A 25,657-nucleotide genomic window follows, 5' to 3' on the forward strand; every position below is an offset into this window, starting at 1 on the left:
AATTGGAAAGTCGAGGCGAGTAGAGATGAGCGAGAACAGAAGAGAAGAGCAAACGGGACGGTCGTCCGCTTTGGAGCTGGACCAGATCGTGTTTATCGGAAGAACGTTTGAAGAATACGTGCGCATGTTCGATCTTCGTCCGGAAGAACTGCGTGGCACATCCATTCTGGATTGTCCGGGAGGCGCATGTTCCTTTACGGCGCGAGCCTGCGAGCTCGGTGCCCGTGCCGTTGCGGCCGATATCGCGTATGCGTTTGATTTGGAGAGTTTAAGGTTGAAGGGGCAGGCAGACATCGATCATACGATGCGGCAGTTGTCCAAAGTAAGCGACGGCTTTCGTTGGGAGGAGCACGGGTCGATCGACGGCCTGAAAGTGGAACGATTGCGTGCGCTCAGAGAGAGTACCGATGACATGGCCAACTTTCCGGAACGTTATGTCTCAGCCGTGCTGCCTGGTCTGCCGTTTGAGGATGAACGGTTCGATTTGACGTTATCGGCCCATTTCCTTTTTACCTACGCAGATCAGCTGGATCTGGATTTCCATGTGCGTACCTTGCGGGAGCTGCTGCGGGTGACCAAAGGGGAGCTGCGCATTTTCCCTACGGCAGATCGTTCGGGGAAACGCTACAGTCAAATGGATGAGCTGCTGGCTTCGGTGGCGGAATCCGGGTATTCCGTATCGGAAGTGAAGACCGCATACGAGTTCCAGTCGGGCGCACACACGATGCTAATCATCCGAAAATGATCTTATCAGGCAGTGATTTTTCCTCCGCTGAGGAACATCAGTGGTTGAAATCAGGCAGGTTGCCGCTTTCCGGAATTTGTTCTTCTTCGTCAACGCCCGTTATAATTTGGTTTTAAGTCAGAACGTGCAGAGGAGGTTAAATGGGAATGAAAAAAGTGCTTATTCTTGGCGGTACGCGTTTCTTTGGCAAACGTCTGGTAGACCATCTGTTATGGGAAGGCCAATCGGAGATTACGATCGCTACGCGCGGCAATACGGATCCAGGTTTCCCAGACGAGGTGAGACGGATCAAATTGGACCGGGAAGATCCGCAATCCCTTGCGGCTGCCGCGCAGTCGGACCACTGGGATGTCGTCTACGACAACATCTGTTATTCGCCGAATGACGCCACATCCGCTTGTGAGGCCTTCAAGGGAAGAACGCGGCGTTATGTGCTGACGTCAACGTTGTCCGTCTATGGCGATCCGCGCCCCGGGTTTACGGAGACCGATTTTGATCCATATACATATCCGGTCCAACCGGGAGGCCGCGACGATTTCTCCTACGGGGAGGGCAAACGGCTGGCGGAGGCGGTATTTTTCCAACAGGCTGATTTTCCGGTGGCTGCGATGCGCATCCCGATCGTGCTCGGCATCGATGATTATACGAAACGTCTGCATTTCCATGTCGAACACGTGCAAAAGGGCAAGCCGATCGGCATTCCGAACAAAGATGCGGAGATCGCCTTCATCAACTCGACCGAAGCGGCGAGGTTTCTCGCATGGCTTGGCAAACATTCGTTGACGGGTCCTGTCAACGCTGCATCCAAAGGCACGATCACCCTGTCGGCGATGATGAACCTGATCGAAACCGTGACCGGCATGCAGGCCCAGATCCTGACCCGGACAGGGCCGGAAGACATGTCGCCGTTCGGCGTGGCGCAATCGTGGTTCATGGATACAGCGAAAGCGGAGCAGGAAGGGTATTCGTTCGAGGCATTGATGGACTGGTTCCCGGGTCTTGTCAGAGAAGTCGCGCTCGCGCTTCAATCCAACGTTTGAACGATAATGTCCCAGAGGATGATTAATGCGACCACGAATCTTCGATCGAGCTGAGCATACGCGGTTATTATAAAGAGACCATGCATCCAACGCGATGCATGGTCTTTGTTTATCAAGCGGCGGATGAAACCATACCCGGAGCCGCCCGCGTATTCAGCAAATTGCTCCATCACTCACCACGGTGCAGATCGTGGTGAAGTCGCCGACGCGCGTATGCGCAGCTCCGATGGCAGAATGACCGTCTGGGGCTCGGCTGGCGCCTTGTCCTCGATCCGATCGATCAGCATCCGCATGCCTCGGGCGCCGAATTCATAGGCCGGCTGCGCCGCAACGGTCAGGAACGGATCGAACGCGGACGCTGCATCCAGATCGTCGAAACAGACGACCGAAACGTCGTCAGGCACGGCAAGCCCTTTTTTTCGCAAAATCCGAATGACTCCGATCGCAACGAGATTGTTCGCGGCAAAAATGGCCGTAGGGCCGTCCGGGCCGTCCAGTAATGAATGGAGCGCTTGCTCGTCCCGGAAATCCCGGTAGTCTGTCCGCAGCACGAAGGATGGATCGGCATCTAGTCCGGCTTCCTGCAATCCCTCCATATACCCCTGTTCCCGCAAGCGGGCCGTCGACACATCGGGAGAACCATTGACGAGCGCAATGCGCCGGTGGCCGAGCTTCACGAGGTAACGCATCAGCTGGAGGGCGCCTTCGCGGCTGTCGCCGGCAATAACGTCTGACGTGATGCCCGGAACGGTGCGGTCCAGAATGACAAACGGAATGCTGCGTGCCTGCAATTGCTGCAAATGGTCCAGCGACCGGTCTCCGGCAGGCGCAAACAGTACTCCGTCGACCCGAGTGGAAAGCAGGGCCTCGACATAACTTTTTTCCTTCCCGTAATCTTCATCGCTGTTGGCGAACAGCAGACGGTATCCGCGTTCATGGGCTGCATCCTCCGCTCCCCGTGCCAGGGTAGTATAGAACGGATTGGTAATATCGGTAATGAGCAGGGACAGTATGCCGGTCCGCTGAAGCACGAGACTTCGTGCGTTTGAATTCGGAATATATCCGAGCTCGTCAATGACCTGCTGCACGCGCTCACGCGTTGCGGAGCTGATTCGCCCCGTCTGATTGATGACTTTGGAGACCGTCATCGCAGAGACGTTGGCTTTTTTGGCAATGTCATAAATGGTAATCAATGTGATCGAACCTTTCTCAGGTGATGTTCCTCCCATTTTATAGGATGACCGCGATTGACAGCAAGAGAAGTGCATGCTATGTTAGGGTTACCGATAACCCTACTAACAAAAGACTTCATTTTCACAGCATCCTGCTTGCCTAGAATGGCAGTTTACATCATAGAAGGTGCGAGTACATATTCATTGAAAATGAGGTCCCATGCGCAGAGATTGTATCGGTGTTTTTAACCAAAGTTATGTAAACGCATTCAAAACGAGCGAAACCCGTATACAAGGCTGTGGGCACAAGAAAATAAGGCATCGTAACGTGATTCGCGAAATTCCATGGACCCATTAAAGGAGGACGCTAAACGATGACACATCAGGATTACCGTTATAAGCAGGCTTTTCCCAAGATTGGCATTCGTCCCACGATTGACGGAAGACGCAAGGGAGTTCGCGAATCGCTGGAGGAGCAAACGATGCGCATGGCCACCAGCGTGGCCGAATTGATCTCGGCTGAACTTCGATACCCCGACGGCTCGCCGGTAGAATGCATCATTGCCGAATCCTGCATTGGCGGCGCCGCCGAGGCTGCGGCTGCAGGTGAACTGTTCAACCGCTCCAACGTTGGCGTTACGATTACGGTCACCCCTTGCTGGTGTTACGGCACGGAAACGATGGATATGTCTCCTTCGACGCCGACGGCGATTTGGGGATTCAACGGCACGGAGCGGCCGGGTGCGGTATATTTGGCGGCTGTACTTTCGGCTCATGCCCAGAAAGGGATTCCGGCGTTCGGCATTTACGGTGAACATGTTCAGGATGGGGGAGACTCTTCGATTCCGGACGATGTGCGGGAGAAGCTGCTGCGTTTCAGCCGCGCAGCGCTCGCAGTAGCCACGATGAAAGGCCGGGCTTATCTGTCGATCGGTTCGGTTTCCATGGGGATTGCCGGCTCCATCGTGAACGATGCGTTCTTTCAGGAATATCTCGGCATGCGGAACGAATATGTGGACATGAGCGAACTGACGCGCCGCATCGAGGAAGAAATCTACGATCCCGAGGAATACAAGCTGGCGCTCGCTTGGGTGAAAGAGAACTGCATTGAAGGCCCGGATAACAATCCACCGCATTTACAGACGGATCGCAAGCGGAAGGATTACGAATGGGAAACGGTCGTGAAAATGACGCAAATCGTGCGGGATTTGATGGCCGGAAATCCAAGGCTTGCCGAGCTCGGTTATGCCGAAGAATCGATGGGTCACCATGCGATCGTATCCGGTTTTCAAGGACAACGCCAGTGGACGGATCATGCGCCGAACGGGGATTTCCTCGAATCGATGCTGAATTCCTCCTTCGACTGGAACGGAAGACGTGCGCCTTATCTTGTCGCTACGGAAAACGACAGCTTGAACGGCGTATCCATGCTGTTCGGTTCCTTGCTGACACATACCGCGCAGATTTTTGCCGATGTGCGTACGTATTGGAGCCCGGACTCCGTCAAACGGGTAACAGGACATCAGCTGGAAGGCCTTGCGCAGGACGGTATCCTTCATCTGATCAACTCCGGTTCGGCGGCGCTGGACGGCACGGGCGAACAGACCCGGGACGGTAAGCCGGCGCTGAAGCCGTTTTGGGAAATAACGGATGAAGAAGCCAAGGCGTGCCTGGGGGCCACATCCTGGAGACCGGCATCGGTGGAATATTTCAGGGGCGGCGGTTTCTCGGCGGATTTCCTTACGCGGGGCGGCATGCCTGTCACGATGACCCGGCTCAATCTGGTCAAGGGACTTGGCCCGGTGCTTCAAATTGCCCAAGGATATACGGTGGATCTGCCGGAGGACGTGCACGATGCGCTCGATCAACGCACGGACCCGACTTGGCCATCGACCTGGTTTGCCCCGATCCTGACCGGTTCGGGAGCCTTTACCTCCGTGTACGAAGTCATGAACCAATGGGGAGCGAATCATGGCTCCATCTCATATGGCCATATCGGCGCAGACCTGCTGACGCTGGCTTCCATGCTGCGCATACCGGTCAGCATGCATAACGTGCCTGCTGAAGACATTTTCCGGCCGCGAGCATGGGGACTGTTCGGCACGAGCGAACCGGAAAATGCCGATTACCGCGCATGCAGCACCTTTGGCCCATTGTACCGCTAGGATTGCTTACAGACATTGTCGATCATCGGTTCTAAAAGGAGGAATAGCGGATGGGAAAGCAGGCAATCCGCGTGCTTGCCGCAGATTTCGGGGCCGGAAGCGGCCGGGTGGTTCGGGGCAGCTATGACGGCGCAAAGCTTGAGTTGCAAGAGGTGCACAGGTTCGCCAACGATCCCGTGCAGCTCGGCGCAGACCTGTATTGGGATTTCCTGCGGCTCTATCATGAACTCAAGGAAGGCATCGCGAAAGGGGCACGGTCCGTGTCCGGGATCCGTTCCATGGCGGTAGATACATGGGGCGTTGATTTCGGCCTGGTGGACGGAACCGGGAGGCTGCTTCGAAATCCGCGCCATTATCGCGATGCAAGCAACAAAGCGTGGATGCAGGAGGCCGTGCGCCTCGTCAGCGAACGGGAACTGTACCTGATGTCCGGCATATTGCCCCAGCAGATCAACAGCGTGTTCCAATTGTTCGGACGTGCGCGGGAGCATGCCGGACATCTGGGTTCGGATACGCGAATGATGTTCATGCCGGATCTGTTCCACTATTATCTCTCTGGCGTGCAATCTTGCGAATATACGATCGCAAGCACCAGCGGGTTGCTTCAGGCTGGGCGATCGCAATGGAACGAACCGCTCTTACACCGGTTGGGGCTGCCGGAAACGTTGTTCCCCGAGGTCGTTCCTTCTGGAACGATCCTAGGTGGACTGTCCGGTGACCTGCGCGAAGAATTGCAGACTGGCCCCATTCAGGTTGTGGCTGCGGGTTCGCATGATACCGCCTCCGCCGTTGCGGCCATTCCAGCCACAGGTTCGGACCATGCGTTTATCAGCTGTGGAACATGGTCGCTTATGGGCATGGAAATGGATAAGCCGGTATTGAATGATACGGCCCGCGACCTGGGGTTTACCAATGAAGGTACGGTAGACGGCAGGATTCGCCTGCTCAAAAACCGATCCGGCCTGTGGCTTCTACAGGAATGCAAGCGACAGTGGGAGCGGGAGGGGCGATCGTTCTCGCACGAGGAACTGGTCCAGCTCGCCGCCACGTCCACACCGCATCTGTGTTACGTCTCCTTGGCTGACGAAGCGTTCATGGCACCGGGCAACATGCCAGAGCGGATTCGCAAGCAGTGCGAGGCCAGCAGGCAAACGGTGCCCGCGACGGTTGGAGCCGTCGTGCGCTGTATCATCGAAAGCCTTGCCCTGGAGTTCAGGCAGACGCTGGAAGAACTTGAACGGGTTACGGGGGTTGAGCCGAGCGTGATTCATATGGTGGGGGGCGGGGTGCATAACCGGCTGCTGTGTCAGTTGACCGCAAATGCTGCCGGCATTCCGGTCATCGCTGGCCCAGCCGAGGCTACCTCGGCCGGAAACTGCATGGTCCAGTTGATGGCCCAGGGCGAATTTGCCCATCTCGGCGAGATCCGGGAGGTCATGAAGGTTTCTTTTTCACCACAGACGTATGAACCCCAGGAAATGGCGCAATGGCAGGAAGCATACGGCACGTATCAGCGATTGAACATGCAGACGTAAATAGAATGATCTAAACCTTGGATATAAAGGAGTGGAGAGGACATGTTGGAACAGACGGAACAGCAGGTGCGGGAGGAACTGACGAAGTATGCCAGAAAAGCGGTCGCGCAAGGACTGGTGGTAGGACCCGGCGGAAACATCAGCGCACGCGCGGGCGACACGATGCTGCTTTCCCCAAGCGGTTATGCGCTGGAAGAACTGGAACCGGATGAGTGGGTTGCCGTGGATATTTCCACGGGGGAGACGCGGCCAGGCTCTCCCCGCCCTTCATCCGAAGTGTTGATGCACTTGTTCGCGTATCGCGTTAATGCGGGCATTCAAGCGATCGTACACACGCATCCGGCCTACACCATTGCGCTCAGCCTGGTATACGACGAACTGCCGCACCTCTTTCCCGATCAATCCGCACTCGTGGGGGACATCGGTATGGTCCCTTATGTACTGCCAACCACCAAACGCCTTGCCGATACCGTCTCCGCGAAAGTGGGACCAGGGCAGCATAGCGCCTTGATCCTGGCGAACCATGGTCTGGTGACGATCGGCAAAAATCTGCGGGAAGCCTATTATCGTACACAAGTCGTTGAGGAAAGCGCCAAGGTGTACATGATCGCCCAGTCGGTCGGAGAACCCAGAGCGCTCACGGCTGAACAATATAAAGAGATCCAATCTCTGGAAACGGAGGCGTACCGCGTCCAGCTGCTGCAGCAGCTTAAATCCTGATTCGTGAAAATAAATGAATTTCTTTTTTCGACAACTATTGCATATCCGCTATTTCCGAGTATAATACTTGGTAAACAAACCGTAGGGGGATGCAATAAACGATGAAAACATACGATGAATTGAACTCGCTGCTTGTCGACGATTATCTGGATCTCCTGAACATGGCTGACCGGCTTGGGGATGATGAATGGAAGCAATCCATTTTGGATGCACTCCGCGAAGAGGTAGAGGCAAACCGCCATCGGGATTCGCATGAGGTCAGACACGACCTCTGGGTACAGTTTGAACATATTAATGAACAAATGCATGCTTTGCTGCTGCAGTTGAAGGATACGGACGAACCGGACGAAAAAGAAAAAATCATCGAGGAATTGTGGGGGCTTAAAGTCGACCGCAATGCCATTTCACGCAAGTTGGAAACGATCACCCGATCCGGTGCCGGCAGATAATACAACAGCTTCCGCTCTAAATATATATAATCATATAGATATATACCGCCAAGCTTGTCTATCCTAGCGCTATGCTAGGAGAGGCAGGCTTTTTGTGCGGGAATAGTGACCCTTGCAGCGATTCATGTATAATGAACAGGACGCGTTTTCCAAGGCTTGTGGTGGGACAACGTTAAGTCAGGCATAATTGGGCTTATAGTGAAGCGAGGCGAGCAGGGATGGATTTGGAAAAGCAAAGACTGAGCATTGAAGCAGCCAAATTGTACTATCAATCGGATTACAGCCAGCAGGATATCGCCGAGAGGCTCGGCGTGTCGCGCCCTACGGTATCCCGTTTGTTACAGTACGCCAAGGATCGCGGGTATGTACGCATCGAAATTATGGACCCGCTGGAGGACATCGACATCATTGCCGACGAGTTGAAGGCCAAATATGGGCTTGAAACGGCGCTGGTTTGTTTTGCTCCGATCAAAAGCGATGAAGAGATCCGGAAACACATCAGCAAACGTGCGGCCGATTATATGCATGAGATCGTGCAGGATACCGATATCATCGGCGTGACCTGGGGAACGACGATGCATGACGTGGCCCGGCAGCTGCGCCCAAAACAAGTCAAGGGCGTTGAAGTCGTTCAGCTGAAGGGCGGAGTCAGCCATTCACATGTGAATACTCATGCGGCAGAGATTGCGCATTTGTTCGCCGAAGCCTTTCATACCGTTCCGCGGTATTTGCCGTTGCCGGTCATTTTCGACAATATTGAAGTGAAGAAAATGGTCGAAGCCGACAGGCATATCGGAAGGATCGTGGAACTCGGGAGACAGGCCAACATCGCGGTCTTCACCGTGGGAACGGTGAAAGAAGATGCGCTTCTGTTCAAATTGGGCTATTTCAACGAAACGGAGCAGCGGCTTCTGATGGAAAACGGCGTGGGAGACATCTGTTCCCGCTTCTTTGACGCGGAAGGCCGATTGATCAGCGATGAGATCAACAGCAGAACCGTGGGGATCGATCTTGGCGAGCTGCGCAAAAAAGACAAATCGATTCTCGTTGCCGGTGGGCAGCGTAAGATCGAAGCCATCCATGCGGCATTGAGAGGACATTATGCGAACACCCTGGTTACGGACCAGTACACGGCGCAAGCACTGCTGCGAATGTAAAGCCGCCGCCGAATCGCGGCAGATCCTTAAGCCGCCGTTGGAATAATGCTTGCCGGGGGCAAACCGGTTAATATAGAAAGCGGTGACAACATCTGCCAAAGACAATCGGTGGATGTTTTGCTTTTTTAGGCAAAAGATAAGTCGTATGGCAACCCAAGTTATCTTAACAGGTTGAACGAAAGTTCAAATTGATTTTTACATATGTTCATGGTAGTGTAGCAGTATGGAATTCATCAGTTCAGAAAACTAAGGGAGAGATTCGATTGAATACATCACAACTCGCAAAAATGATTGATCATACCTTGCTGCGCGCCGATGCTACGCAAAGTGAAATCCATAAACTGACGGAAGAAGCGAAACAATATCAATTTGCTTCCGTTTGCGTCAATCCGGGCTGGGTTGCTTACGCCACCGAACAGCTTCAAGGCACTGGCGTCGATATTTGCACGGTCATCGGTTTCCCTCTGGGTGCGTCCACATCCGAAACGAAAGCATTCGAAACCAAAGATGCCATTGCCAAAGGTGCTACCGAGGTGGATATGGTCATTAACATCAGCGCTTTGAAGGACGGCAAGGACGATTACGTGGAGCAGGACATCCGTGCGGTCGTGGAAGCTGCAGCAGGCAAAGCGTTGGTGAAAGTCATCATCGAAACCTGTCTGCTTACCGATGACGAGAAGGTTCGTGCTTGCGAAGCGGCAGTTAGAGCAGGTGCTGATTTCGTTAAAACGTCCACAGGATTCTCCACGGGCGGAGCCACTCCGGAAGACATCGCGCTGATGCGCCGTACGGTGGGCCCGAATGTAGGCGTTAAAGCATCCGGCGGCGTGCGCAGCCTCGAAGACATGCAAAAAATGATCGAAGCAGGCGCAACGCGCATCGGAGCCAGCTCCGGCGTGAAAATTATGCAAGGCGGACAATCCACATCTTCTTATTAAGGCGAAGCTATATAAACCGCACGAATTAATCACACTAGGGCACTAGCATACAGGCCTCGTTCCATTAGCCATGCAGTAGATTCCGCTCTTTTCCATAAGGGAACAACTCAACGCTGGCTATTTGGATTCCGGCTCTATTGTAAGCGCTTCACCTTGTTTCTGAAAGGTTAATTCATGGCAAAGCAACCTTTGATCCGAAGACTTGCATCAGGCCCAACCAACTTCAAAGGAGTGAAGACATGAAATTTCTGATCGCGATTGTCGGTTTGCTGGTGGTGTTTGGACTGGCTTATCTCGCCAGCAACGGCCGAAAGAACATCCGTTACCGTCCCCTTGCCGTCATGATCGTTCTGCAGCTAATACTTGCTTATTTGCTGCTCAATACTGAGATCGGCACATTTTTGATCGGCGGTTTTGCGTCTGTTTTTAAAAACTTGCTCGATTACGCGAACGAAGGGATCTCGTTTGTGTTCGGCGGATTGACGACCGTCGGCGCGGAGAGTGGAGGCGTTCCGTTCTTCTTGAGCGTGCTAATGCCGATCGTTTTTATCTCGGCGCTGATCGGCATATTGCAGTATATCCGAATCTTGCCTTTTGTTATAAAATATATTGGTCTGGTATTAAGCAAAATCAACGGAATGGGCAAACTGGAATCGTATAACGCGGTTGCTTCAGCCATACTGGGGCAATCGGAAGTGTTCATTTCGGTCAAAAAGCAAATCGGCCTGCTGCCAAAGCATCGACTGTATACCCTGTGCGCCTCGGCCATGTCAACGGTATCCATGTCGATCGTCGGGGCCTATATGTCCATGATTGACCCGAAATATGTGGTTACGGCACTGGTGCTGAACCTGTTTGGCGGTTTTATCATCGCGTCCATCGTCAACCCTTACCGGGTTACCGAGGAAGAAGATATATTGGAAGTGCAGGAAGAGGGGAAACAATCGTTCTTTGAAATGCTGGGCGAATACATCATGGATGGTTTCAAGGTCGCCATCACGGTAGCGGCGATGCTTATTGGCTTCGTGGCCCTGATCGCCCTTGTGAATGGCATTTTCAGCGCCGTGCTCGGCATTTCATTCCAGCAACTGCTCGGTTATGTGTTTGCCCCGCTTGCGTTTGTGATGGGTATTCCCTGGGGAGAAGCGGTGCAGGCAGGAAGCATCATGGCGACAAAGCTGGTGTCGAACGAATTTGTGGCCATGCTGAGTCTGACCCAGCAAACGGCGCTGTCTGCCAGAACGACAGGCATCGTATCCGTCTTTCTGGTGTCGTTCGCCAATTTCTCCTCCATCGGCATTATCGCCGGTGCGGTGAAGGGCCTTCATGAAAAACAGAGCAACGTGGTGGCCCGCTTCGGTCTGAAGCTGCTTTACGGTGCATCGCTGGTCAGCGTGCTGTCCGCGGTCATCGCCGGACTGTTTTTGTAAGCCGGATCATTTGGAAGGAGTGCTTCAACTATGTCAACATTCAAAAGAATACACCTGATCGTCATGGATTCCGTCGGAATCGGCGAGGCGCCGGACGCAGCGGATTTCGACGATTATGACGTCGATACGTTCGGCCACATCGCGCGTGAGCGCGGCGGGCTGAACATGCCTCATATGGCCAGCCTGGGGTTGTCCAACATCAAGGAAATCGAAGGCGTGGCGGTAGCGGATGCGCCGAAGGCGTTTTACACCAAAATGCAGGAAGCGTCCAAAGGAAAAGATACGATGACGGGTCACTGGGAGCTGATGGGACTGTACATCGATACGCCTTTCCGCGTATTCCCCGAGGGCTTCCCGGATGAGCTGATCCGGCGCATCGAAGAAAAAACGGGCCGCAAAGTCATCGGCAACAAGCCGGCGAGCGGTACGGAAATCATTGACGAGCTGGGCGAAGAGCATGTAAAGACCGGTGCGTTGATCATTTATACCTCCGCAGATTCGGTGCTGCAGATCGCTGCGCATGAAGACGTCGTTCCGCTGAAGGAATTGTACGAAATTTGCGAGTTCTGCCGCGAAATCACGCTGGATGACCCGTACATGCTCGGCCGCATCATCGCACGTCCGTTCGTGGGTGAACCAGGCAGCTTCAAACGTACGGCGAACCGCCATGACTACGCGTTGAAACCGTTCGGCCGCACCGTGATGAACGAGCTGAAGGACGGCGGTTTCGATGTCATTGCGCTTGGCAAAATTTCCGATATCTATGACGGCGAAGGGGTGACCAAGGCGATTCGTACCGTTTCCAACATGGACGGCATGGACAAGCTTTCCGAAACGATGGACGAAGCGTTCACTGGCCTTAGCTTCGTGAACCTGGTGGATTTCGACGCGTTATATGGCCATCGCCGCGATCCGCAAGGCTATGCGCAAGCGCTGGAAGACTACGATGCACGCCTGCCGGAAATTATGGGTAAAATGACGGAAGACGATTTGCTGATCATCACAGCAGACCACGGTAACGATCCAACCTATCGCGGAACGGATCACACGCGCGAGTATGTGCCGCTGCTGGTATACTCCCCTCGCTTTGCAGGAGGCAAACGGCTGGAGCAGCGACGTACGTTTGCCGACGTAGGAGCAACCGTGGCCGACAATTTCGGCGTAAAACTGCCGGAACATGGCACAAGTTTCCTGAGCGAACTTCAATAATCGGGAGGAGCAATGAGCCGGGGCAGTCCTGCTGCTTCGGCTTAGCTTCGCCCATGGTCGATGAAAGTCGACACACCTGATAAACGAACACAATTCATTGGTTAATGGAGGAGAACATACGATGAGTACACATATTGGAGCAAAACCGGGAGATATTGCGGAAACGATTCTGTTGCCGGGAGATCCTTTGCGGGCAAAATACATTGCGGATACGTACCTTGAAGACGTGGTGTGTTATAACGAGGTGCGCGGCATGCTTGGTTTCACGGGTACATATCAAGGAAAACGGATTTCGGTGCAAGGTTCGGGCATGGGCATTCCTTCCTTCGCGATCTATGCGAACGAGTTGATCCGCGATTATGGCGTTAAAAACCTGATTCGCGTGGGCACTTGCGGAGGCATGCAGGAGCACGTTCGCGTTCGCGATGTCATTTTGGCCCAAGCGGCTTGTACGGATTCCAGCATGAACAAGCTGGTGTTCGGCGGATACGACTTTTCTCCAATCGCGACGTTCTCTCTGCTTAAGGCCGCATATGACCGCGCTACCGAAAAAGGCATGAACATTCATGTCGGCAACGTGTTCAGCTCCGATTCCTTCTATCGCGACGACCGTTCCGTGACAGAAAAGCTGATGCAGCACGGCGTATTGGGCGTGGAAATGGAAACGACAGCACTGTATACGATTGCAGCGAAGTTCGGTGTAAACGCGCTGACGATCCTTACCGTAAGCGACCACTTGTTGACAGGCGAAGAAACGTCGGCCGAAGAACGCCAAAAAACGTTCAACGACATGATGGTTGTCGCCCTGGATACAGCCATTACGCTGTAAGTATGACACCAATTCACAATATAAACTTCAAAGGAGAGATTAGGCCATGAGAATGGTAGACATTATAGCCAAGAAACGCGATGGGAAAGAGCTGACGACGGCCGAGATCGATTTTGTCGTTCAAGGATATACCCAAGGCGAAATTCCGGATTATCAAGTCAGTGCATGGGCGATGGCCGTGTATTTCAATGACATGACGGACAAAGAGCGTGCTGACCTTACCATGTCCATGGTGAATTCCGGCGAAACGATCGACCTTTCCGCCATTGAAGGCATCAAGGTAGACAAGCACTCCACCGGCGGCGTAGGCGATACAACGACATTGGTGCTGGCACCGCTTGTAGCGGCATTGGACGTGCCTGTAGCCAAAATGTCCGGACGCGGCCTGGGCCACACCGGCGGTACTACGGACAAGCTGGAATCCGTTGCCGGTTTCCACGTCGAGCTGGAAAAAGAAGAGTTCATCCGGCTCGTGAACGAAAACAAAGTTGCGGTCATCGGACAAAGCGGCAACCTTACGCCTGCGGACAAAAAGCTGTACGCATTGCGCGACGTGACGGCAACGGTCAACTCCATTCCATTGATCGCCAGCTCGATCATGAGCAAAAAAATCGCCGCCGGCGCTGACGCGATCGTGCTGGACGTCAAGACGGGCGCGGGCGCGTTCATGAAAACCGCAGAGGACGCCAAAGAGCTTGCGCACGCGATGGTCAGCATCGGCAACAATGTCGGCCGCAAAACGATGGCGGTCATCTCCGACATGTCCCAACCGCTTGGATTCGCGATCGGGAATGCGCTTGAAGTGAAAGAAGCCATTCTGACGCTGCAAGGCAAAGGGCCGAAAGATTTGGAAGAGTTGTGCCTGGCACTCGGGCGGCAAATGGTGTTCCTCGCAGGCAAAGCGGATTCGCTGGAAGATGCCGAGGAAAAACTGAAAGAAGTCATCCGCAACGGCAAAGCGTTGGAGAAGTTCAAGCAGTTCCTCGCCAATCAGGGCGGCGACGCTTCGGTCGTGGATCATCCGGAACGTCTGCCTCAGGCTCAATATCTCATTGAAGTGCCTGCGGATAAAGATGGATACGTAGCGGAAATTATCGCTGACGAGATTGGTACGGCGGCCATGCTGCTTGGTGCCGGACGCGCAACGAAAGAATCCGAGATTGATCTGGCCGTTGGCCTGATGTTGAACAAAAAAGTGGGGGATGCCGTCAAAGCGGGCGAATCCCTTGTTACGATCCATGCCAATCGCGAGGATGTCGCAAGCGTGATCGAGAAAATCAAGGAAAACATTACGATTGCCGATCATGCGGAAGCTCCGGTATTGGTACATGGTATAGTAACCGAATAAAAGGACGAAATACATTACGAAAAACCGCAGGCATGGTGGAAACCCATGCTTGCGGTTTTTTCTTTAGGCTCTGTTTTCTTTGATGTTGATTTTTGGTAAAAACCGCCCACTTGCTCTGGTTACAGAACAAATGTTCGTGGATATCAAATATCACCACAAGGATTATACATAGCCTTTCTTTATGATGCTTTTTATTGCCCCGTATCGCTATTCTGAAGTTGGTCATAGGTTTCCACCGAATCTGCGTTGGTGTAGATGTAAGGCGTCGACGGTTCAGCCACAGGAATGACTTTGTCAGCACGAATTTCCAGCCGATCTTTGCCGTCCACCTGCACGGAACCGATGCTGCCGTCGATTTGAACCCAGCTGTCGGTGGGGAAGGCCGCAGCGTCGGGCACATGGATCATAATGCCGAAGGGAGCGGCGTCCGCCGGGCAGCACATGACCAGGAAACGACCAAGGGCAAAGTGGGAATCCTGATTCATGTCTTCATCCCGGTATACGAAGCCCGTTAACGAGATGGATTTGCCTGCAAATTGGCGTTGAAACATGTCGATGGCACCAAGCGTTTCCGAGAAAATCGCCGGATGGACCTGAATGACCTGTTCGCGGTACAGCTTTTGGGCGAGATCGGCGAACTCCTGGCTGTATTCGTCAGGCGGTATGAATTGCACTTGCCCCGCGGCAGCTGCATTGGAAGCTTTGGACGCATCCATTCTGGATGGGAGCCCGTTAATATCCTGCACCTTCATGGCGTTTGCTTCCGGCAAAGGCTCTTTGCGTCGGATTTCGGGAGGTGCGTAAGAAAGCGCCATGCCTTTCTGACTAGCCATCGCGCTGCCCAATGCAAGATCAGGCAACAAAAAGCCGAGCAGTAAAGGAAAACAAACCAACCCGTAGGTAAGGGAGGTACGAATCCATCCCGAAGGCGGTGGATGCTCGCAATCGCAATGCACATGCTTATGACCGAAAACGCCTTGCCAACCCATGATTGCCGAGATGAACAAGAGCGGCACCGGACAGCACAGGAGCAGCGGGTGCAGCGAGGGAGCCAAATAATAGTGCAGCGAATCGGTTTCGTTGAGCCGAATAATGTATATGGCCAGCGCACCGAGCCAAACGGAACGAAACAGGCTGTGCCATTGCACGCGAACTGAACGGGAAAAGCTAGTACGCATTTTTGGGGATGATCGTAACACGGCAGCCATGGCATCGACTCCTTTCTTTTCTTCTGCGGTTCATGTATCTTCAGCTGCGAGCAGGCAAGATGCTCAGAATCTTCCGCAGCCTTAAAGCTAAGCTACCTCATGCAAATGCATTGATTAACCACGATCCCGCAAACACCAGAACGATGATGGCGATCGCAAGGCCAATGACAAAGCGGGTGCGGAACGTGGACAGCAGCATCAAGGTGCTTTTGAAATCGAGCATTGGTCCGAGCACGAGAAAAGACAACAGCGGCCCAAGGGCAAACGTATGTGAGAAAGCTGAAGCAACGAAGGCATCGGAAGTAGAACACAGGGACAGCACGTAGGCGAACGCCATCATGAATACATAGGACGAGATCGGCCCGTTTCCGAGGGAAATCAAGTCGGCCCGGCTGACAAAGGTTTGAATGCAGGCAGTGATCACGGCGCCAAGAACCAAATATTTGCCCATGTCGAACAGCTCGTCTCCCGCATGAATGAAAAAGCTGCGCCAGTTTTTGGGATGTTCATGATCCGAATGATCATGTCCGTTATGGACGTGCGGATGTGCCATCTTGAAGCCGGGATGCGTTCTCACCGTCGTTTGTACGGACAGTTCGTCCGGTACATTTGTTTTGCGGAGCGGATTGTGTTTTGCGAACAGATAGACGAGTCCCCCGACGATGGCCGCAACGGCGAAAGCCAGTCCCATGCGGGCGATCACGATTTCGGGATGGGACGGAAAGGCAAGCAAGGTGGCCGTGAACACAACCGGATTTACTACAGGTCCACTGAGAATAAACGTCGTGGCGATGTAGGCAGGCATGCCTTTGCGCATTAACCTGCGCACGACCGGAATCATGCCGCACTCGCAAATCGGAAACGCGATGCCGAGCAGGCCTGCGGCGATAATCCCCAGCACGGGGTTTTTTGGCGTCAGCCTGCGCACCATGTCTTCGGACACAAACCATTGCATCAGGGAAGAGAGCAGTACGCCAATGAGGAGGAACGGCATGGCTTCGAGCAGGATGCTGACCAATATCGTTTTTATGCTTTGCATACTCCCGCTGTTCCAGGCTTGCTGCAGGTCCGGCGCCATGAGAACAAGTACGGGGATGAGAAATGCGCAGGGAATAAGGAAGGTAAGGAGCTTCAGATTGGCCGCCAGCTTCATCGACAGACCTCCACAATCGTTTTGTTTAAGATATATGCTTGTACCTTGGACAACATAACTGTTGGCAGGCATCTAATCATAAAAATTACGATTTATTAGCATGTAAAGACATAGCGCCGTTGACATTGCATTTGCTATAAGGTATATTATTTTCTAATCGTAATTATTACGATTAACAAGAGCGTTCTGTTTATTATACAGGTTGAACTAACATTTACACGATAACGGAGAGGGCAGAAAGAATCTGGAGAAGCGGAGGAACGATACATGGAACAACGACAAGCACGCAGCCCCATTCCCGTCACCGTATTGAGCGGATATTTGGGAGCGGGCAAAACAACTTTACTGAATCATGTGCTCCATAATCGCCAAGGCATGAGAGTGGCTGTGATCGTCAATGATTTGAGCGAGGTGAATATCGACGCTGGGTTGATCCGGGATGGCGGAGGTTTGTCTCGTATCGATGAGAAACTGGTGGAAATGTCCAATGGGTGCATCTGCTGCACCTTGCGCGAGGATTTGCTGAAAGAGGTGGAGCGACTCGCTTTGGAAGGCTCCTTTGATTATATTTTGATCGAATCGACAGGGATTGGCGAGCCTGTGCCTGTTGCTCAGACGTTTACATACATCGACGAAGAACTCGGGATTGATCTGACGAAATTTACACGCCTCGATACGATGGTAACTGTGGTGGATGCAGCCCAATTTTGGCGGGATTTCTATTCAAGGGAGACGCTGATGGATCGCGGCCAGGAAGCCGGTGAAGGAGATACGCGGGGGATCGTGCACCTGTTGACCGATCAGGTCGAGTTTTGCGATGTATTGGTCTTGAACAAATGTGATTTGGTGACGGAAGAGGAATTGCTCAAGCTGGAGAAGGCGCTCCGCGCGATGCAGCCGACAGCCAAACTGATCCGAACGACGCATGGGCGAATTGATCCGCATGAAATTTTGAACACGGGGCGTTTCGACTTCGAAAAGGCAAGTCAGTCTGCGGGCTGGATCCGGGAATTGATGAAGGAAGAGCATACGCCCGAGACGGAGGAGTATGGCATTCACTCGTTCGTATATCATCGCAAACGTCCTTTCCATCCCGAACGCCTGCTTCGATGGATTGCCAAGTGGCCGGACAGCATCGTTCGTTCGAAAGGGCTGATGTGGCTTGCGACGCGCAACCATATGGCCGTTTCCTTTAGCCATGCCGGTACATCGAAGCAGCTGGCTCCGGCAGGATTGTGGGTCGGCGCGATGAGTGAGGAGGAACGTCATTTGCATTTTGGCGATACGCTGCCGAACATTCCGGATTGGGATGAGACGTGGGGGGACCGGGTAACCAAGCTTGTGTTCATCGGCATTGACATGGACCGTTCGGAGATTGAACGGACACTGGACGAAACGCTGCTGACGGATGAAGAGATGCAGCGGAATTGGAGGGATTTGAAGGATCCGTTTCCGACGTGGCATTGACAACAGAAAACAATTCAGCTACTATGATTAAATAGTAATTATTACGATTTAAGAAGACGAAGGAGGCATCACCCATGAGAGTCATCGTAACCTTAGCCTGCACCGAGTGCGGGGACCGCAACTATACCACCACCAAGAACAAACGCAATCACCCGGAGCGGCTGGAAATGAAAAAGTATTCCCCCCGCCTGAAAAAAATGACGATTCACCGCGAAACGAGATAAACCGGTTTGCTAGCTTGTACATAACAAGTGTACAATATATGTAGCCAAGTAACAGGGGGGTAGCACCCTCCCAGAACTTTTGAGAGCACAGCAATGTGCTCTTTCGTTATTTTTGGATTGGCTATACCGTGTAGTTCCAGAAGAAACGATCTTGAGGCGCACAAGCATGTTCTTGTTTTTGCATACAGCCCAATGGGCGTTTTAGTAATAGGAGGTTTGGATATGGATGAAGATGCCCGTTTAACGACCCGTTCGAATGCCGATTCTCAGGATGACAGCGATTCAGCTTCAACATTACATAACCGTTCCCGTGCGGTGGAAGCAGCAACGATCCTTCCGCCCTCGGCGGAACAGGAAGTGCTGTTCAGCAACCAACCCGCTCACCTCTGGAAAAGGCGCAGGCAAGAGCTTCTCCAGTGGACGGAACGCGATAAAACAACCGTTTCTCCCAAACGAACGACGTTATGGAATGGGATCGAAGTGGATTTCGAGTTGGTTTCTGCCTTGGATCTGATGTCTCAAAAGGGAATGCTGACCGAATATTCTTGTGCAGGAGTAAGCCCCCTCGATGAACCTGTGGACCATTCCTTGTATGCATATGTTACACTGGTACAGAATGGGGCGGCTGACCAATTCGTAGAGTTTGCGATGAACCGTATGCGAAATAGGCTGCTTGTCACACTGGATCAGCTCACCGGCCGTTATGACCTGTCATCCTTCTTTATCGGCCATAACCGCAGTTTCTGCTGGTGGATGCAGCATTGCGCTGCGCGGTTCGAAATCCGAAACGAATAGTCGGCTTCGTCCGTATTTTCGCGAATATGATTGAATGGAAAGCAGGGGTGGCACCACATTTGAACAAATGGCTCAAGACGATATTGTTTTTGCTGGGCTCGGCGTTTCTTACACGTTTTATTCCGTTTTCATCGTTGTTCCGCAATTTGGATACGATGATCCACGAGTTCGGCCACGCGCTTGTTACGCTGCTATTATCCGGCAAAGTGCTGCGCATTGAGTTGTATGCCGACCATAGCGGCGTTACGTATTCCTCGATGCTTACGCCCGGCAGGTCGATCCTGGTTTCTCTGGCCGGTTATATGTGCGCGTCGCTGTTTGCCTGGCTGTTGTTTGTTCTTTATCGAAAAGGACGGCACATGTGGGGACTCGGGATCATGACCGCGGTCGCTGCCGTCTCGCTTCTGCTGTATGTCCGGGGAGAATTCGGCATGTTATGGCTAACGGGTTTTATCGCGCTGAATGCGGTTATCATGATTTTTGGCGCCAAATTCGCCAAGTTCTATTATCTTTTGCTGGCGTTTCTTACGTTGGAAGAATCCGTGGTTAGCGCCATGTACGTGGGTTGGATGTCCTGGACGCATCCTTCCGCTGCGGGAGACGCAACCAATCTGGCCGGCCAGACCTTTATGCCTGCATTGTTTTGGGGCACATTTTTTGCCTTGTTTGCGCTATGGTGTGCCAAAGGAGCGTTGACTTCCTTTTTTGGCAAAAACGCCGCATCCGGGGCCCGCTCTCGCAGAGTACGACAACGCAGTGCATAGTTGAATGGGACAAGAGCAAATCCTGCGGGCAGGGAGTAGCAATCTTCCGCCGCAGTCCAAAAAGCGCCCCCTTGAAAGGGAGCGCTTTTCTCGTGTACATTAATCGCCCAAATTTTCCCACAGGACATAAAAATAATAGATTTCTTCCATGATCGCCTTATCGTCTTTTGCGGCTACGCCACCCTTCATGCGGGCAAGCGTGCCCAGAATGTCATAAATCGTTTCACGCTCAACGCTGAACTGGATGCGATCCACGATTCGGTCCCACGCCTTCAGGGCATATTCGATTTCTGACTTTGCCTGGGTCCACTGTTTGGCTTCAACTTGTTTCTCCAGCGATTGCACCGATTCAACCAAGCGATCATTCTCGCCCCACGGTTTTTTGAGAATCGTTCCCGTAGCCATGACGGCGCAAAAGATGAGAATCAGAACGATGGGAACCACATAGAGCAGCCACAATCGTGCTTTCATCGTATCCCCTCCTGCAGTGTAATTTTTCCGTTAGAACGGCCCTTCGTAGTCGCCCATGTCCGTTTTCTCCGTGATTTTGTCTTCGAAAAGGTCGATGTACAGTTTGTCATTGGGCAAAATCGCGGCAAAGGCGATGTCTTGGATCGTTATTTTTTTCTTTTTAAGCTGCTCGGTGAGCCAATGAATGTCCTTGTTTCGTTCTTCGAGATTTTGTTTGATCAGTACGCCGTCAATGATCAGCTCGGTCATGAGCTTGTTCGGGCTTGTCTTCATGTGCATATCCTTGGCCGTCACCGGTTGGTTCTCCGGCTTCAGGACAACGGAGAGACTGCCGTCCGGTTCAAGAATGCCATAGTCGACCGTCGTAATGTCGAACACGTCTTTTTGCCGCAGCATCATCGTCAGTTCATCGAATTTCACGCGCATTTTATGCATGTTTTGTTCCAAAATTTTGCCGCTCTGGATCACCAGCGTAGGATCGGAGTCAAACCATTTGGACACGGTACGATTTTTCAAGGTCACATATTGAAAAATAATCGTAACCAACGTAAATATGGTCAACGCGACGAAATGAATCCATGCTTTGGAGGAAAGGTCCGTGGCGAACGTTCCCGCAATCGAACCGATCGTAATGCCGTTTATGTAATCAAAGTACGTCAGGTTGCCCATTTGCTGTTTGCCCAGCACCCGCGTGTAAATCATGAGGGTCAGAAAAGCGATAACCGAGCGTACTGCGACCACCCATGTTTCTTCCATCATCGAGAAATCACCGTCCTTTGTATACCAGCTTTTCCCGTCTCTTAACATCTTATTCCACAAAAAAAAGAAGCCCGGAATGTAAATTCCGGACTTCGACTGAAACGTGAGAGCATAACGAATGATTCCGTTCATCGTGCATGGATTTGGCAAAAAGGTGCTCCGACGGCCGCAAGATCTTAGGTCTATACGCCGGAGTAGGCCATGAAGCCGCCGTCAACGGGAATGACGGTCCCTGTTACAAATCCGGATTGGCGTTCGTCGGCAAGCCACATCAGCGTGCCGAGCAGATCTTCCGGTTTGCCGAAACGACGCATCGGCGTATGGGAAATGATTTTGCTGGAGCGTTCGGTCGGCGAACCATCCGGATTCAACAGCAGATTGCGATTTTGCTCCGTCAGGAAAAAGCCGGGAGCGATCGCATTTACCCGAATGCCGGATTCGGCCAGATGAACGGCCAGCCATTGCGTGAAATTGTTGATCGCCGCTTTGGCCGCGCTGTAGGCAGGCACCTTGGTCATCGGGGAAGGGGCGCTCATCGATGAAATGTTGATAACCGTTGCCGGTACGCTGCGTTCGATCATTTGTCTGGCAAAGATTTGCGTAGGAATCAGCGAGCCGACAAAATTCAAGTCCATCACTTGTCGAAATCCGCTTACGCTTACGTCAAAAAAAGTTGTGATGTTTTCCTGGTGCAGGTCTTCGAGCCGAAAAATTTCATTCGTTGTATTGGCGCTGGCATGATTGCCGCCGGCACCGTTAATGAGAATGTCGCATGGCCCAAGCCGTTCAAGCACCGCATCCGCGGCGGCCTGGACGCTATCCGGCTGCGTGACGTCGCAAGCAACGGCAATGGCTTTGCCGCCTGTGGCCGTAATGGCAGCAGCCACTTCTTCACCTTTGGATACCGTGCGGTTAAGTATCGCGACTTGAGCACCATGTCTGGCCAGTTCCTCGGCCATCGCGCGGCACAGTACGCCGGCACCGCCCGTAATGACCGCCGTTTTTCCTTGCAGTCTCGACGAGGTCTCGCGAATGAGTTCGTTCATGCTTTTGCCCTCCTTTGCAGGGAATCCCAGGCGCCCCACAGATACATAATGCCCAGCGCGCGATCATAAAGGCCATACCCTGGTCTGCATTTCTCTCCCCATAAATGGCGTCCATGGTCCGGACGGGCGTACCCCGTAAATCCGGTGTCATGGTAGGCTTCCACGATGCCCACGATGTCCACGCTTCCGTCCTGGGTCCGATGCGACGTTTCGATGAAATCGCCATTCTCGTACACTTTTACATTGCGGATGTGGGCAAAAGGAATCCGATCCTTGAACTCATGGATCATGCCGATGATATCGTTGGCCGGATTCGCTCCGAGCGAGCCGCTGCACAATGTAACGCAGTTGGATGGACTATCATGCAAATTCAAATATTTGCGAATGTTGTCCTGGGTCGTAATGATTTTCGGCAGGCCGAAGATCGACCATGGCGGATCGTCCGGGTGGATGGCCATCTTGATGCCTAGCTGCTCCGCGACAGGGATGATCTCGTCCAAAAAGTACTTTGCGTTCTGCCACATATCATCTTCCGAGACGTTTTTATACGCTTCGAACGCGCTTGTCAAGTACTGGAGACGCTCAGGCTCCCAGCCCGGCATCGTCAATTCGGAGTTTTCCGTAATGCGGCGGACCAGTTCGAACGGGTCCATGTCTTCGAGTTTGTTTTTTTCGTAGAAAAGGGCGGTGGAGCCGTCCTCCATCTCCTTATACATGTCGGTACGCAGCCAGTCGAAGATCGGCATGAAATTATAACAGATGACTTTGACGCCAACCTGCGCAAGCTTTTCCATCGTTTTTTTGTAGTTTTCGATATATTTGTCCCGGGTGGGGAGACCGAGTTTGATATCTTCATGGACGTTAACGCTTTCAACGACATCCATATGTAGTCCGGCCCGATCCGCCGCCTTCTTGATTGCCAAAATGCTCTCCATGGGCCATTCTTCGCCTGCAGGCATATCGTGCAGTGCCCATACAATGCCTTCAACGCCCGGGATCTGACGGATGTCATCCAGCGATACCGTATCGTTGCCTTCGCCAAACCAGCGAAAAACCATTCTCATGACGTTCACCTCATCATTTTATATAGGAAAGAATACAACGCTCAATTACCATACTACCATACAAGTTTGAATGATGGAAGCGCTTTTAAGGAAAAATTTGATGACATTTCCCCAAAAAAATGTGAGCTCTCTCTCATAAGTGGTCTTAACTCTTGTGGATCATGAAGGAAAGAAGTAAAATAACTACAATGGTTTAAATGTTTAAACATATCAACTTTATAGAGAAAGAAGGAAGGAAACCCGATGGGACAAAAAGCGCTATCCATTTTTCAATCCTGCATGCCTTTGTTTCAGGTGCTCAGCGACTCACATCGCCAATCCATCCTGATGCTGCTGACAGAGAAGGGGAGAATGACCGTCAATGAAATTACGGAGCAATCCAGCCTCTCGCGCCCGGCTATATCCCACCACCTCAAGCTGCTGCTGGACAAAGACTTGATTTCGGTGGAGCAGCAGGGAACCCAACGCTATTATTCCGCTTCATTGCAGGCATCGGTTCAATTACTGAAGGAATTGGTGGCGGCATTGGAAGAAGAGTGTTTATAGGGAGGAGCAGATCATATGACAAAAATACGGGAAATAACCAGCCCGGAAGTAGAGGAAATTTTGGAGCTGCAGCAGCAATTTTACCGCTCGGGCTCCACCCGTTCGCCGGAAGCTCGCATTGAACGTCTTATTTGGCTTAAGGATGCGATTCGAAAATACGAGAAACCGTTGACCGAAGCGCTGTATCAGGATCTCGGCAAAAGCGAATTCGAATCATACACGACCGAGATCGGTTTTATGCTCGACAGCATCTCGCACACGATTCGGAACGTGAAACGCTGGGCCAAACCGAAAAAGGTCAAAACGCAGCTGGCCCTCATCGGTTCCAAAAGCTATATCATTCCCGAGCCTTACGGATCGGTTCTCATCATCGGGCCGTTCAACTATCCGTTCCAGTTGCTGATCGAGCCGCTCGTGGGTGCCGTTGCGGCTGGCAATACGGCCGTGCTGAAGGCATCCGAACATACGCCGGCCGTTTCGGCCGTCGTGCGGGACATCATCACATCGGTATTCGAGCCCGGGTACGTCCAGGTCATTGAAGGAGCCAAAGATACGACGACGGCTCTCATCCACGCGAAATTTGATTATATTTTTTTTACGGGGAGTGTGCCCGTCGGCAAAATCGTCATGGAGGCCGCTGCCAAAAACCTCATTCCGGTTACGCTGGAGCTGGGCGGCAAAAGCCCGGTCATCGTGGACGAACATGCCGACCTCAAAGTCGCCGCGCAGCGCATTATGTGGGGCAAGCTGCTCAACACAGGTCAAACGTGCATCGCACCGGATTATCTGCTCGTCCATGAGCGGGTGAAGCAAACGTTGATCGAGGAAATGAAAGCGGCCGTGCACAGCTTCTACGGCTCGGACGTTCGGCATAATCGGGATTATGGCCGGATCGTCAATGAAGCCCATTTCAAGCGGTTGAGCCATCTGATCGAGCGGGATAAGGCACACCTGATTTTTGGAGGACAAACGGACGAGGCAGATCGCTTCATCTCGCCTACGCTGCTGGACGTGGAGTCTTGGGAAGCAGCGAGTATGGAAGACGAAATTTTCGGCCCGATCCTCCCGATTATCAGTTATCATGATATTGACGAAGCCATCGCAGGCATTTTGAAACTTCCCAAACCATTGGCTTTGTATCTGTTCACTTCCGATAAGCAGGTTCAGGAGAAGGTGCTGCAGGAAGTGTCCTTTGGCGGAGGATGTATCAACGATACGATTACCCATGTGGCCAACCCGCGGCTGCCTTTTGGCGGGGTAGGGAATTCCGGAATCGGCGGATACCACGGGCGATACAGCTTCGAAACCTTTTCGCATATGAAAAGCATACTCCGAAAAAGCACGCGGCTGAATCTGCCGATCTTGTACCCGCCTTATGCCGGCAAGTTACAAACGATCAAACGGCTGTTGAAATAAGCCATAC

25 protein-coding genes are annotated in these 25,657 nt (G+C 52.6%); 18 read left to right on the forward strand and 7 right to left on the reverse strand.

The window, feature by feature from the left end:
- Positions 1-25 precede the first annotated feature (25 nt).
- Both SNR34_RS15970 and SNR34_RS15975 read left to right on the forward strand, forming a co-directional pair.
- The gene (locus SNR34_RS15970; RefSeq protein WP_486179572.1) at positions 26-745 is read left to right on the forward strand and encodes a class I SAM-dependent methyltransferase; all 720 of its coding nucleotides are present in this window, start codon (positions 26-28) and stop codon (positions 743-745) included.
- Between the two features lie 146 nt (positions 746-891).
- Entirely contained in the window at positions 892-1,785 is an 894-nt protein-coding gene (locus tag SNR34_RS15975; RefSeq protein WP_486179573.1) for an NAD-dependent epimerase/dehydratase family protein, read from the forward strand.
- 173 nt (positions 1,786-1,958) lie between these two features.
- Here SNR34_RS15975 and SNR34_RS15980 read toward each other — a convergent pair whose 3' ends face one another.
- Entirely contained in the window at positions 1,959-2,978 is a 1,020-nt protein-coding gene (locus SNR34_RS15980; protein WP_339278292.1) for a LacI family DNA-binding transcriptional regulator, read from the reverse strand.
- 353 nt (positions 2,979-3,331) lie between these two features.
- Between SNR34_RS15980 and SNR34_RS15985 the strand changes: the two genes are divergently transcribed.
- The 10 genes from SNR34_RS15985 (at position 3,332) to SNR34_RS16030 (ending at position 14,737) form a co-directional block, all read left to right on the forward strand.
- On the forward strand, positions 3,332-5,122 hold the full coding sequence (locus SNR34_RS15985) for an L-fucose isomerase (RefSeq protein WP_343260535.1): 1,791 nt from the start codon (positions 3,332-3,334) through the stop codon (positions 5,120-5,122).
- Between the two features lie 50 nt (positions 5,123-5,172).
- The gene (locus tag SNR34_RS15990) at positions 5,173-6,657 is read left to right on the forward strand and encodes a rhamnulokinase (RefSeq protein ID WP_486179574.1); all 1,485 of its coding nucleotides are present in this window, start codon (positions 5,173-5,175) and stop codon (positions 6,655-6,657) included.
- A gap of 42 nt (positions 6,658-6,699) precedes the next feature.
- Positions 6,700-7,377, forward strand: a complete 678-nt coding sequence (locus SNR34_RS15995) for a class II aldolase/adducin family protein (protein WP_236414252.1) — start codon at positions 6,700-6,702, stop codon at positions 7,375-7,377.
- A gap of 101 nt (positions 7,378-7,478) precedes the next feature.
- Positions 7,479-7,826, forward strand: coding sequence for a hypothetical protein (locus SNR34_RS16000; protein WP_339272165.1), 348 nt, complete (start codon positions 7,479-7,481; stop codon positions 7,824-7,826).
- Positions 7,827-8,044: 218 nt separating this feature from the next.
- Positions 8,045-8,983 (forward strand): DNA-binding transcriptional repressor DeoR, encoded by a 939-nt coding sequence (gene deoR / locus SNR34_RS16005; RefSeq protein WP_236414254.1) that lies wholly within the window; start codon positions 8,045-8,047, stop codon positions 8,981-8,983.
- 287 nt (positions 8,984-9,270) lie between these two features.
- Positions 9,271-9,921, forward strand: coding sequence for a deoxyribose-phosphate aldolase (gene deoC, locus SNR34_RS16010; protein ID WP_236414371.1), 651 nt, complete (start codon positions 9,271-9,273; stop codon positions 9,919-9,921).
- Between the two features lie 239 nt (positions 9,922-10,160).
- Positions 10,161-11,351, forward strand: a complete 1,191-nt coding sequence (locus tag SNR34_RS16015; RefSeq protein ID WP_236414255.1) for a NupC/NupG family nucleoside CNT transporter — start codon at positions 10,161-10,163, stop codon at positions 11,349-11,351.
- A gap of 30 nt (positions 11,352-11,381) precedes the next feature.
- A complete protein-coding gene (gene deoB / locus SNR34_RS16020) occupies positions 11,382-12,560 on the forward strand; it encodes a phosphopentomutase (RefSeq protein ID WP_486179575.1) in 1,179 nt (392 codons plus the stop codon).
- Between the two features lie 121 nt (positions 12,561-12,681).
- A complete protein-coding gene (gene deoD, locus SNR34_RS16025; RefSeq protein WP_236414257.1) occupies positions 12,682-13,389 on the forward strand; it encodes a purine-nucleoside phosphorylase in 708 nt (235 codons plus the stop codon).
- Between the two features lie 46 nt (positions 13,390-13,435).
- Complete coding sequence (locus tag SNR34_RS16030; RefSeq protein WP_236414258.1) at positions 13,436-14,737, forward strand: pyrimidine-nucleoside phosphorylase; 1,302 nt, start codon at positions 13,436-13,438, stop codon at positions 14,735-14,737.
- Positions 14,738-14,928: 191 nt separating this feature from the next.
- Here SNR34_RS16030 and SNR34_RS16035 read toward each other — a convergent pair whose 3' ends face one another.
- Both SNR34_RS16035 and SNR34_RS16040 read right to left on the reverse strand, forming a co-directional pair.
- Positions 14,929-15,945: a TIGR03943 family putative permease subunit gene (locus SNR34_RS16035; protein WP_486179576.1), complete on the reverse strand. Its 1,017-nt coding sequence runs from the start codon at positions 15,943-15,945 to the stop codon at positions 14,929-14,931.
- A 97-nt stretch (positions 15,946-16,042) separates the two neighbouring features.
- Positions 16,043-17,098 (reverse strand): permease, encoded by a 1,056-nt coding sequence (locus SNR34_RS16040; RefSeq protein WP_236414260.1) that lies wholly within the window; start codon positions 17,096-17,098, stop codon positions 16,043-16,045.
- A 267-nt stretch (positions 17,099-17,365) separates the two neighbouring features.
- On the opposite strand from SNR34_RS16040, the gene SNR34_RS16045 reads away from it, so the two are divergent.
- The 4 genes from SNR34_RS16045 (at position 17,366) to SNR34_RS16060 (ending at position 20,348) form a co-directional block, all read left to right on the forward strand.
- Entirely contained in the window at positions 17,366-18,565 is a 1,200-nt protein-coding gene (locus tag SNR34_RS16045) for a GTP-binding protein (protein WP_486179577.1), read from the forward strand.
- 74 nt (positions 18,566-18,639) lie between these two features.
- Positions 18,640-18,789 (forward strand): 50S ribosomal protein L33, encoded by a 150-nt coding sequence (rpmG, locus tag SNR34_RS16050; RefSeq protein WP_036613813.1) that lies wholly within the window; start codon positions 18,640-18,642, stop codon positions 18,787-18,789.
- Between the two features lie 222 nt (positions 18,790-19,011).
- Positions 19,012-19,584: a hypothetical protein gene (locus SNR34_RS16055; protein ID WP_339272176.1), complete on the forward strand. Its 573-nt coding sequence runs from the start codon at positions 19,012-19,014 to the stop codon at positions 19,582-19,584.
- Between the two features lie 59 nt (positions 19,585-19,643).
- On the forward strand, positions 19,644-20,348 hold the full coding sequence (locus SNR34_RS16060; RefSeq protein WP_486179578.1) for a M50 family metallopeptidase: 705 nt from the start codon (positions 19,644-19,646) through the stop codon (positions 20,346-20,348).
- Between the two features lie 99 nt (positions 20,349-20,447).
- Here SNR34_RS16060 and SNR34_RS16065 read toward each other — a convergent pair whose 3' ends face one another.
- The 4 genes from SNR34_RS16065 to uxuA all read right to left on the reverse strand — a co-directional run bounded on the left by SNR34_RS16065 (position 20,448) and on the right by uxuA (position 23,688).
- Positions 20,448-20,819 carry a DUF4363 family protein gene (locus SNR34_RS16065; protein ID WP_236414264.1) on the reverse strand — a complete coding sequence of 124 codons (372 nt, stop codon included), beginning with the start codon at positions 20,817-20,819 and terminating at the stop codon, positions 20,448-20,450.
- Between the two features lie 30 nt (positions 20,820-20,849).
- Complete coding sequence (locus tag SNR34_RS16070; RefSeq protein ID WP_236414265.1) at positions 20,850-21,578, reverse strand: DUF421 domain-containing protein; 729 nt, start codon at positions 21,576-21,578, stop codon at positions 20,850-20,852.
- Between the two features lie 182 nt (positions 21,579-21,760).
- The gene (locus tag SNR34_RS16075) at positions 21,761-22,624 is read right to left on the reverse strand and encodes an SDR family oxidoreductase (protein ID WP_339272180.1); all 864 of its coding nucleotides are present in this window, start codon (positions 22,622-22,624) and stop codon (positions 21,761-21,763) included.
- Positions 22,621-23,688 (reverse strand): mannonate dehydratase, encoded by a 1,068-nt coding sequence (gene uxuA, locus SNR34_RS16080; RefSeq protein WP_486179579.1) that lies wholly within the window; start codon positions 23,686-23,688, stop codon positions 22,621-22,623. Before uxuA ends, SNR34_RS16075 begins: the two co-directional genes overlap by 4 nt.
- Before the next feature lie 243 nt (positions 23,689-23,931).
- Here uxuA and SNR34_RS16085 point away from each other — a divergent pair, with 243 nt between their 5' ends.
- Positions 23,932-24,234, forward strand: a complete 303-nt coding sequence (locus tag SNR34_RS16085) for an ArsR/SmtB family transcription factor (RefSeq protein ID WP_236414268.1) — start codon at positions 23,932-23,934, stop codon at positions 24,232-24,234.
- Between the two features lie 15 nt (positions 24,235-24,249).
- Positions 24,250-25,650: an aldehyde dehydrogenase gene (locus tag SNR34_RS16090; protein ID WP_486179580.1), complete on the forward strand. Its 1,401-nt coding sequence runs from the start codon at positions 24,250-24,252 to the stop codon at positions 25,648-25,650.
- Positions 25,651-25,657 lie beyond the last annotated feature (7 nt).

The organism is Paenibacillus sp. XP01, from assembly GCF_057364885.1.

Coding starts and splice junctions, on each gene's coding strand:
- SNR34_RS16075 (WP_339272180.1), bottom strand. CDS start 22,624: ATGAACGAACTCATTCGCGAGACCTCGTCGAGACTGCAAGGAAAAACG.
- SNR34_RS16030 (WP_236414258.1), top strand. CDS start 13,436: ATGAGAATGGTAGACATTATAGCCAAGAAACGCGATGGGAAAGAGCTG.
- SNR34_RS15995 (WP_236414252.1), top strand. CDS start 6,700: ATGTTGGAACAGACGGAACAGCAGGTGCGGGAGGAACTGACGAAGTAT.
- deoB (WP_486179575.1), top strand. CDS start 11,382: ATGTCAACATTCAAAAGAATACACCTGATCGTCATGGATTCCGTCGGA.
- SNR34_RS15975 (WP_486179573.1), top strand. CDS start 892: ATGAAAAAAGTGCTTATTCTTGGCGGTACGCGTTTCTTTGGCAAACGT.
- uxuA (WP_486179579.1), bottom strand. CDS start 23,688: ATGAGAATGGTTTTTCGCTGGTTTGGCGAAGGCAACGATACGGTATCG.
- SNR34_RS16055 (WP_339272176.1), top strand. CDS start 19,012: ATGGATGAAGATGCCCGTTTAACGACCCGTTCGAATGCCGATTCTCAG.
- SNR34_RS15990 (WP_486179574.1), top strand. CDS start 5,173: ATGGGAAAGCAGGCAATCCGCGTGCTTGCCGCAGATTTCGGGGCCGGA.
- rpmG (WP_036613813.1), top strand. CDS start 18,640: ATGAGAGTCATCGTAACCTTAGCCTGCACCGAGTGCGGGGACCGCAAC.
- SNR34_RS16015 (WP_236414255.1), top strand. CDS start 10,161: ATGAAATTTCTGATCGCGATTGTCGGTTTGCTGGTGGTGTTTGGACTG.
- SNR34_RS15970 (WP_486179572.1), top strand. CDS start 26: ATGAGCGAGAACAGAAGAGAAGAGCAAACGGGACGGTCGTCCGCTTTG.
- SNR34_RS16070 (WP_236414265.1), bottom strand. CDS start 21,578: ATGATGGAAGAAACATGGGTGGTCGCAGTACGCTCGGTTATCGCTTTT.
- SNR34_RS16000 (WP_339272165.1), top strand. CDS start 7,479: ATGAAAACATACGATGAATTGAACTCGCTGCTTGTCGACGATTATCTG.
- deoC (WP_236414371.1), top strand. CDS start 9,271: ATGATTGATCATACCTTGCTGCGCGCCGATGCTACGCAAAGTGAAATC.
- SNR34_RS16040 (WP_236414260.1), bottom strand. CDS start 17,098: ATGAAGCTGGCGGCCAATCTGAAGCTCCTTACCTTCCTTATTCCCTGC.
- SNR34_RS16035 (WP_486179576.1), bottom strand. CDS start 15,945: ATGGCTGCCGTGTTACGATCATCCCCAAAAATGCGTACTAGCTTTTCC.
- deoD (WP_236414257.1), top strand. CDS start 12,682: ATGAGTACACATATTGGAGCAAAACCGGGAGATATTGCGGAAACGATT.
- SNR34_RS15985 (WP_343260535.1), top strand. CDS start 3,332: ATGACACATCAGGATTACCGTTATAAGCAGGCTTTTCCCAAGATTGGC.
- deoR (WP_236414254.1), top strand. CDS start 8,045: ATGGATTTGGAAAAGCAAAGACTGAGCATTGAAGCAGCCAAATTGTAC.
- SNR34_RS16085 (WP_236414268.1), top strand. CDS start 23,932: ATGGGACAAAAAGCGCTATCCATTTTTCAATCCTGCATGCCTTTGTTT.
- SNR34_RS16045 (WP_486179577.1), top strand. CDS start 17,366: ATGGAACAACGACAAGCACGCAGCCCCATTCCCGTCACCGTATTGAGC.
- SNR34_RS16090 (WP_486179580.1), top strand. CDS start 24,250: ATGACAAAAATACGGGAAATAACCAGCCCGGAAGTAGAGGAAATTTTG.
- SNR34_RS16065 (WP_236414264.1), bottom strand. CDS start 20,819: ATGAAAGCACGATTGTGGCTGCTCTATGTGGTTCCCATCGTTCTGATT.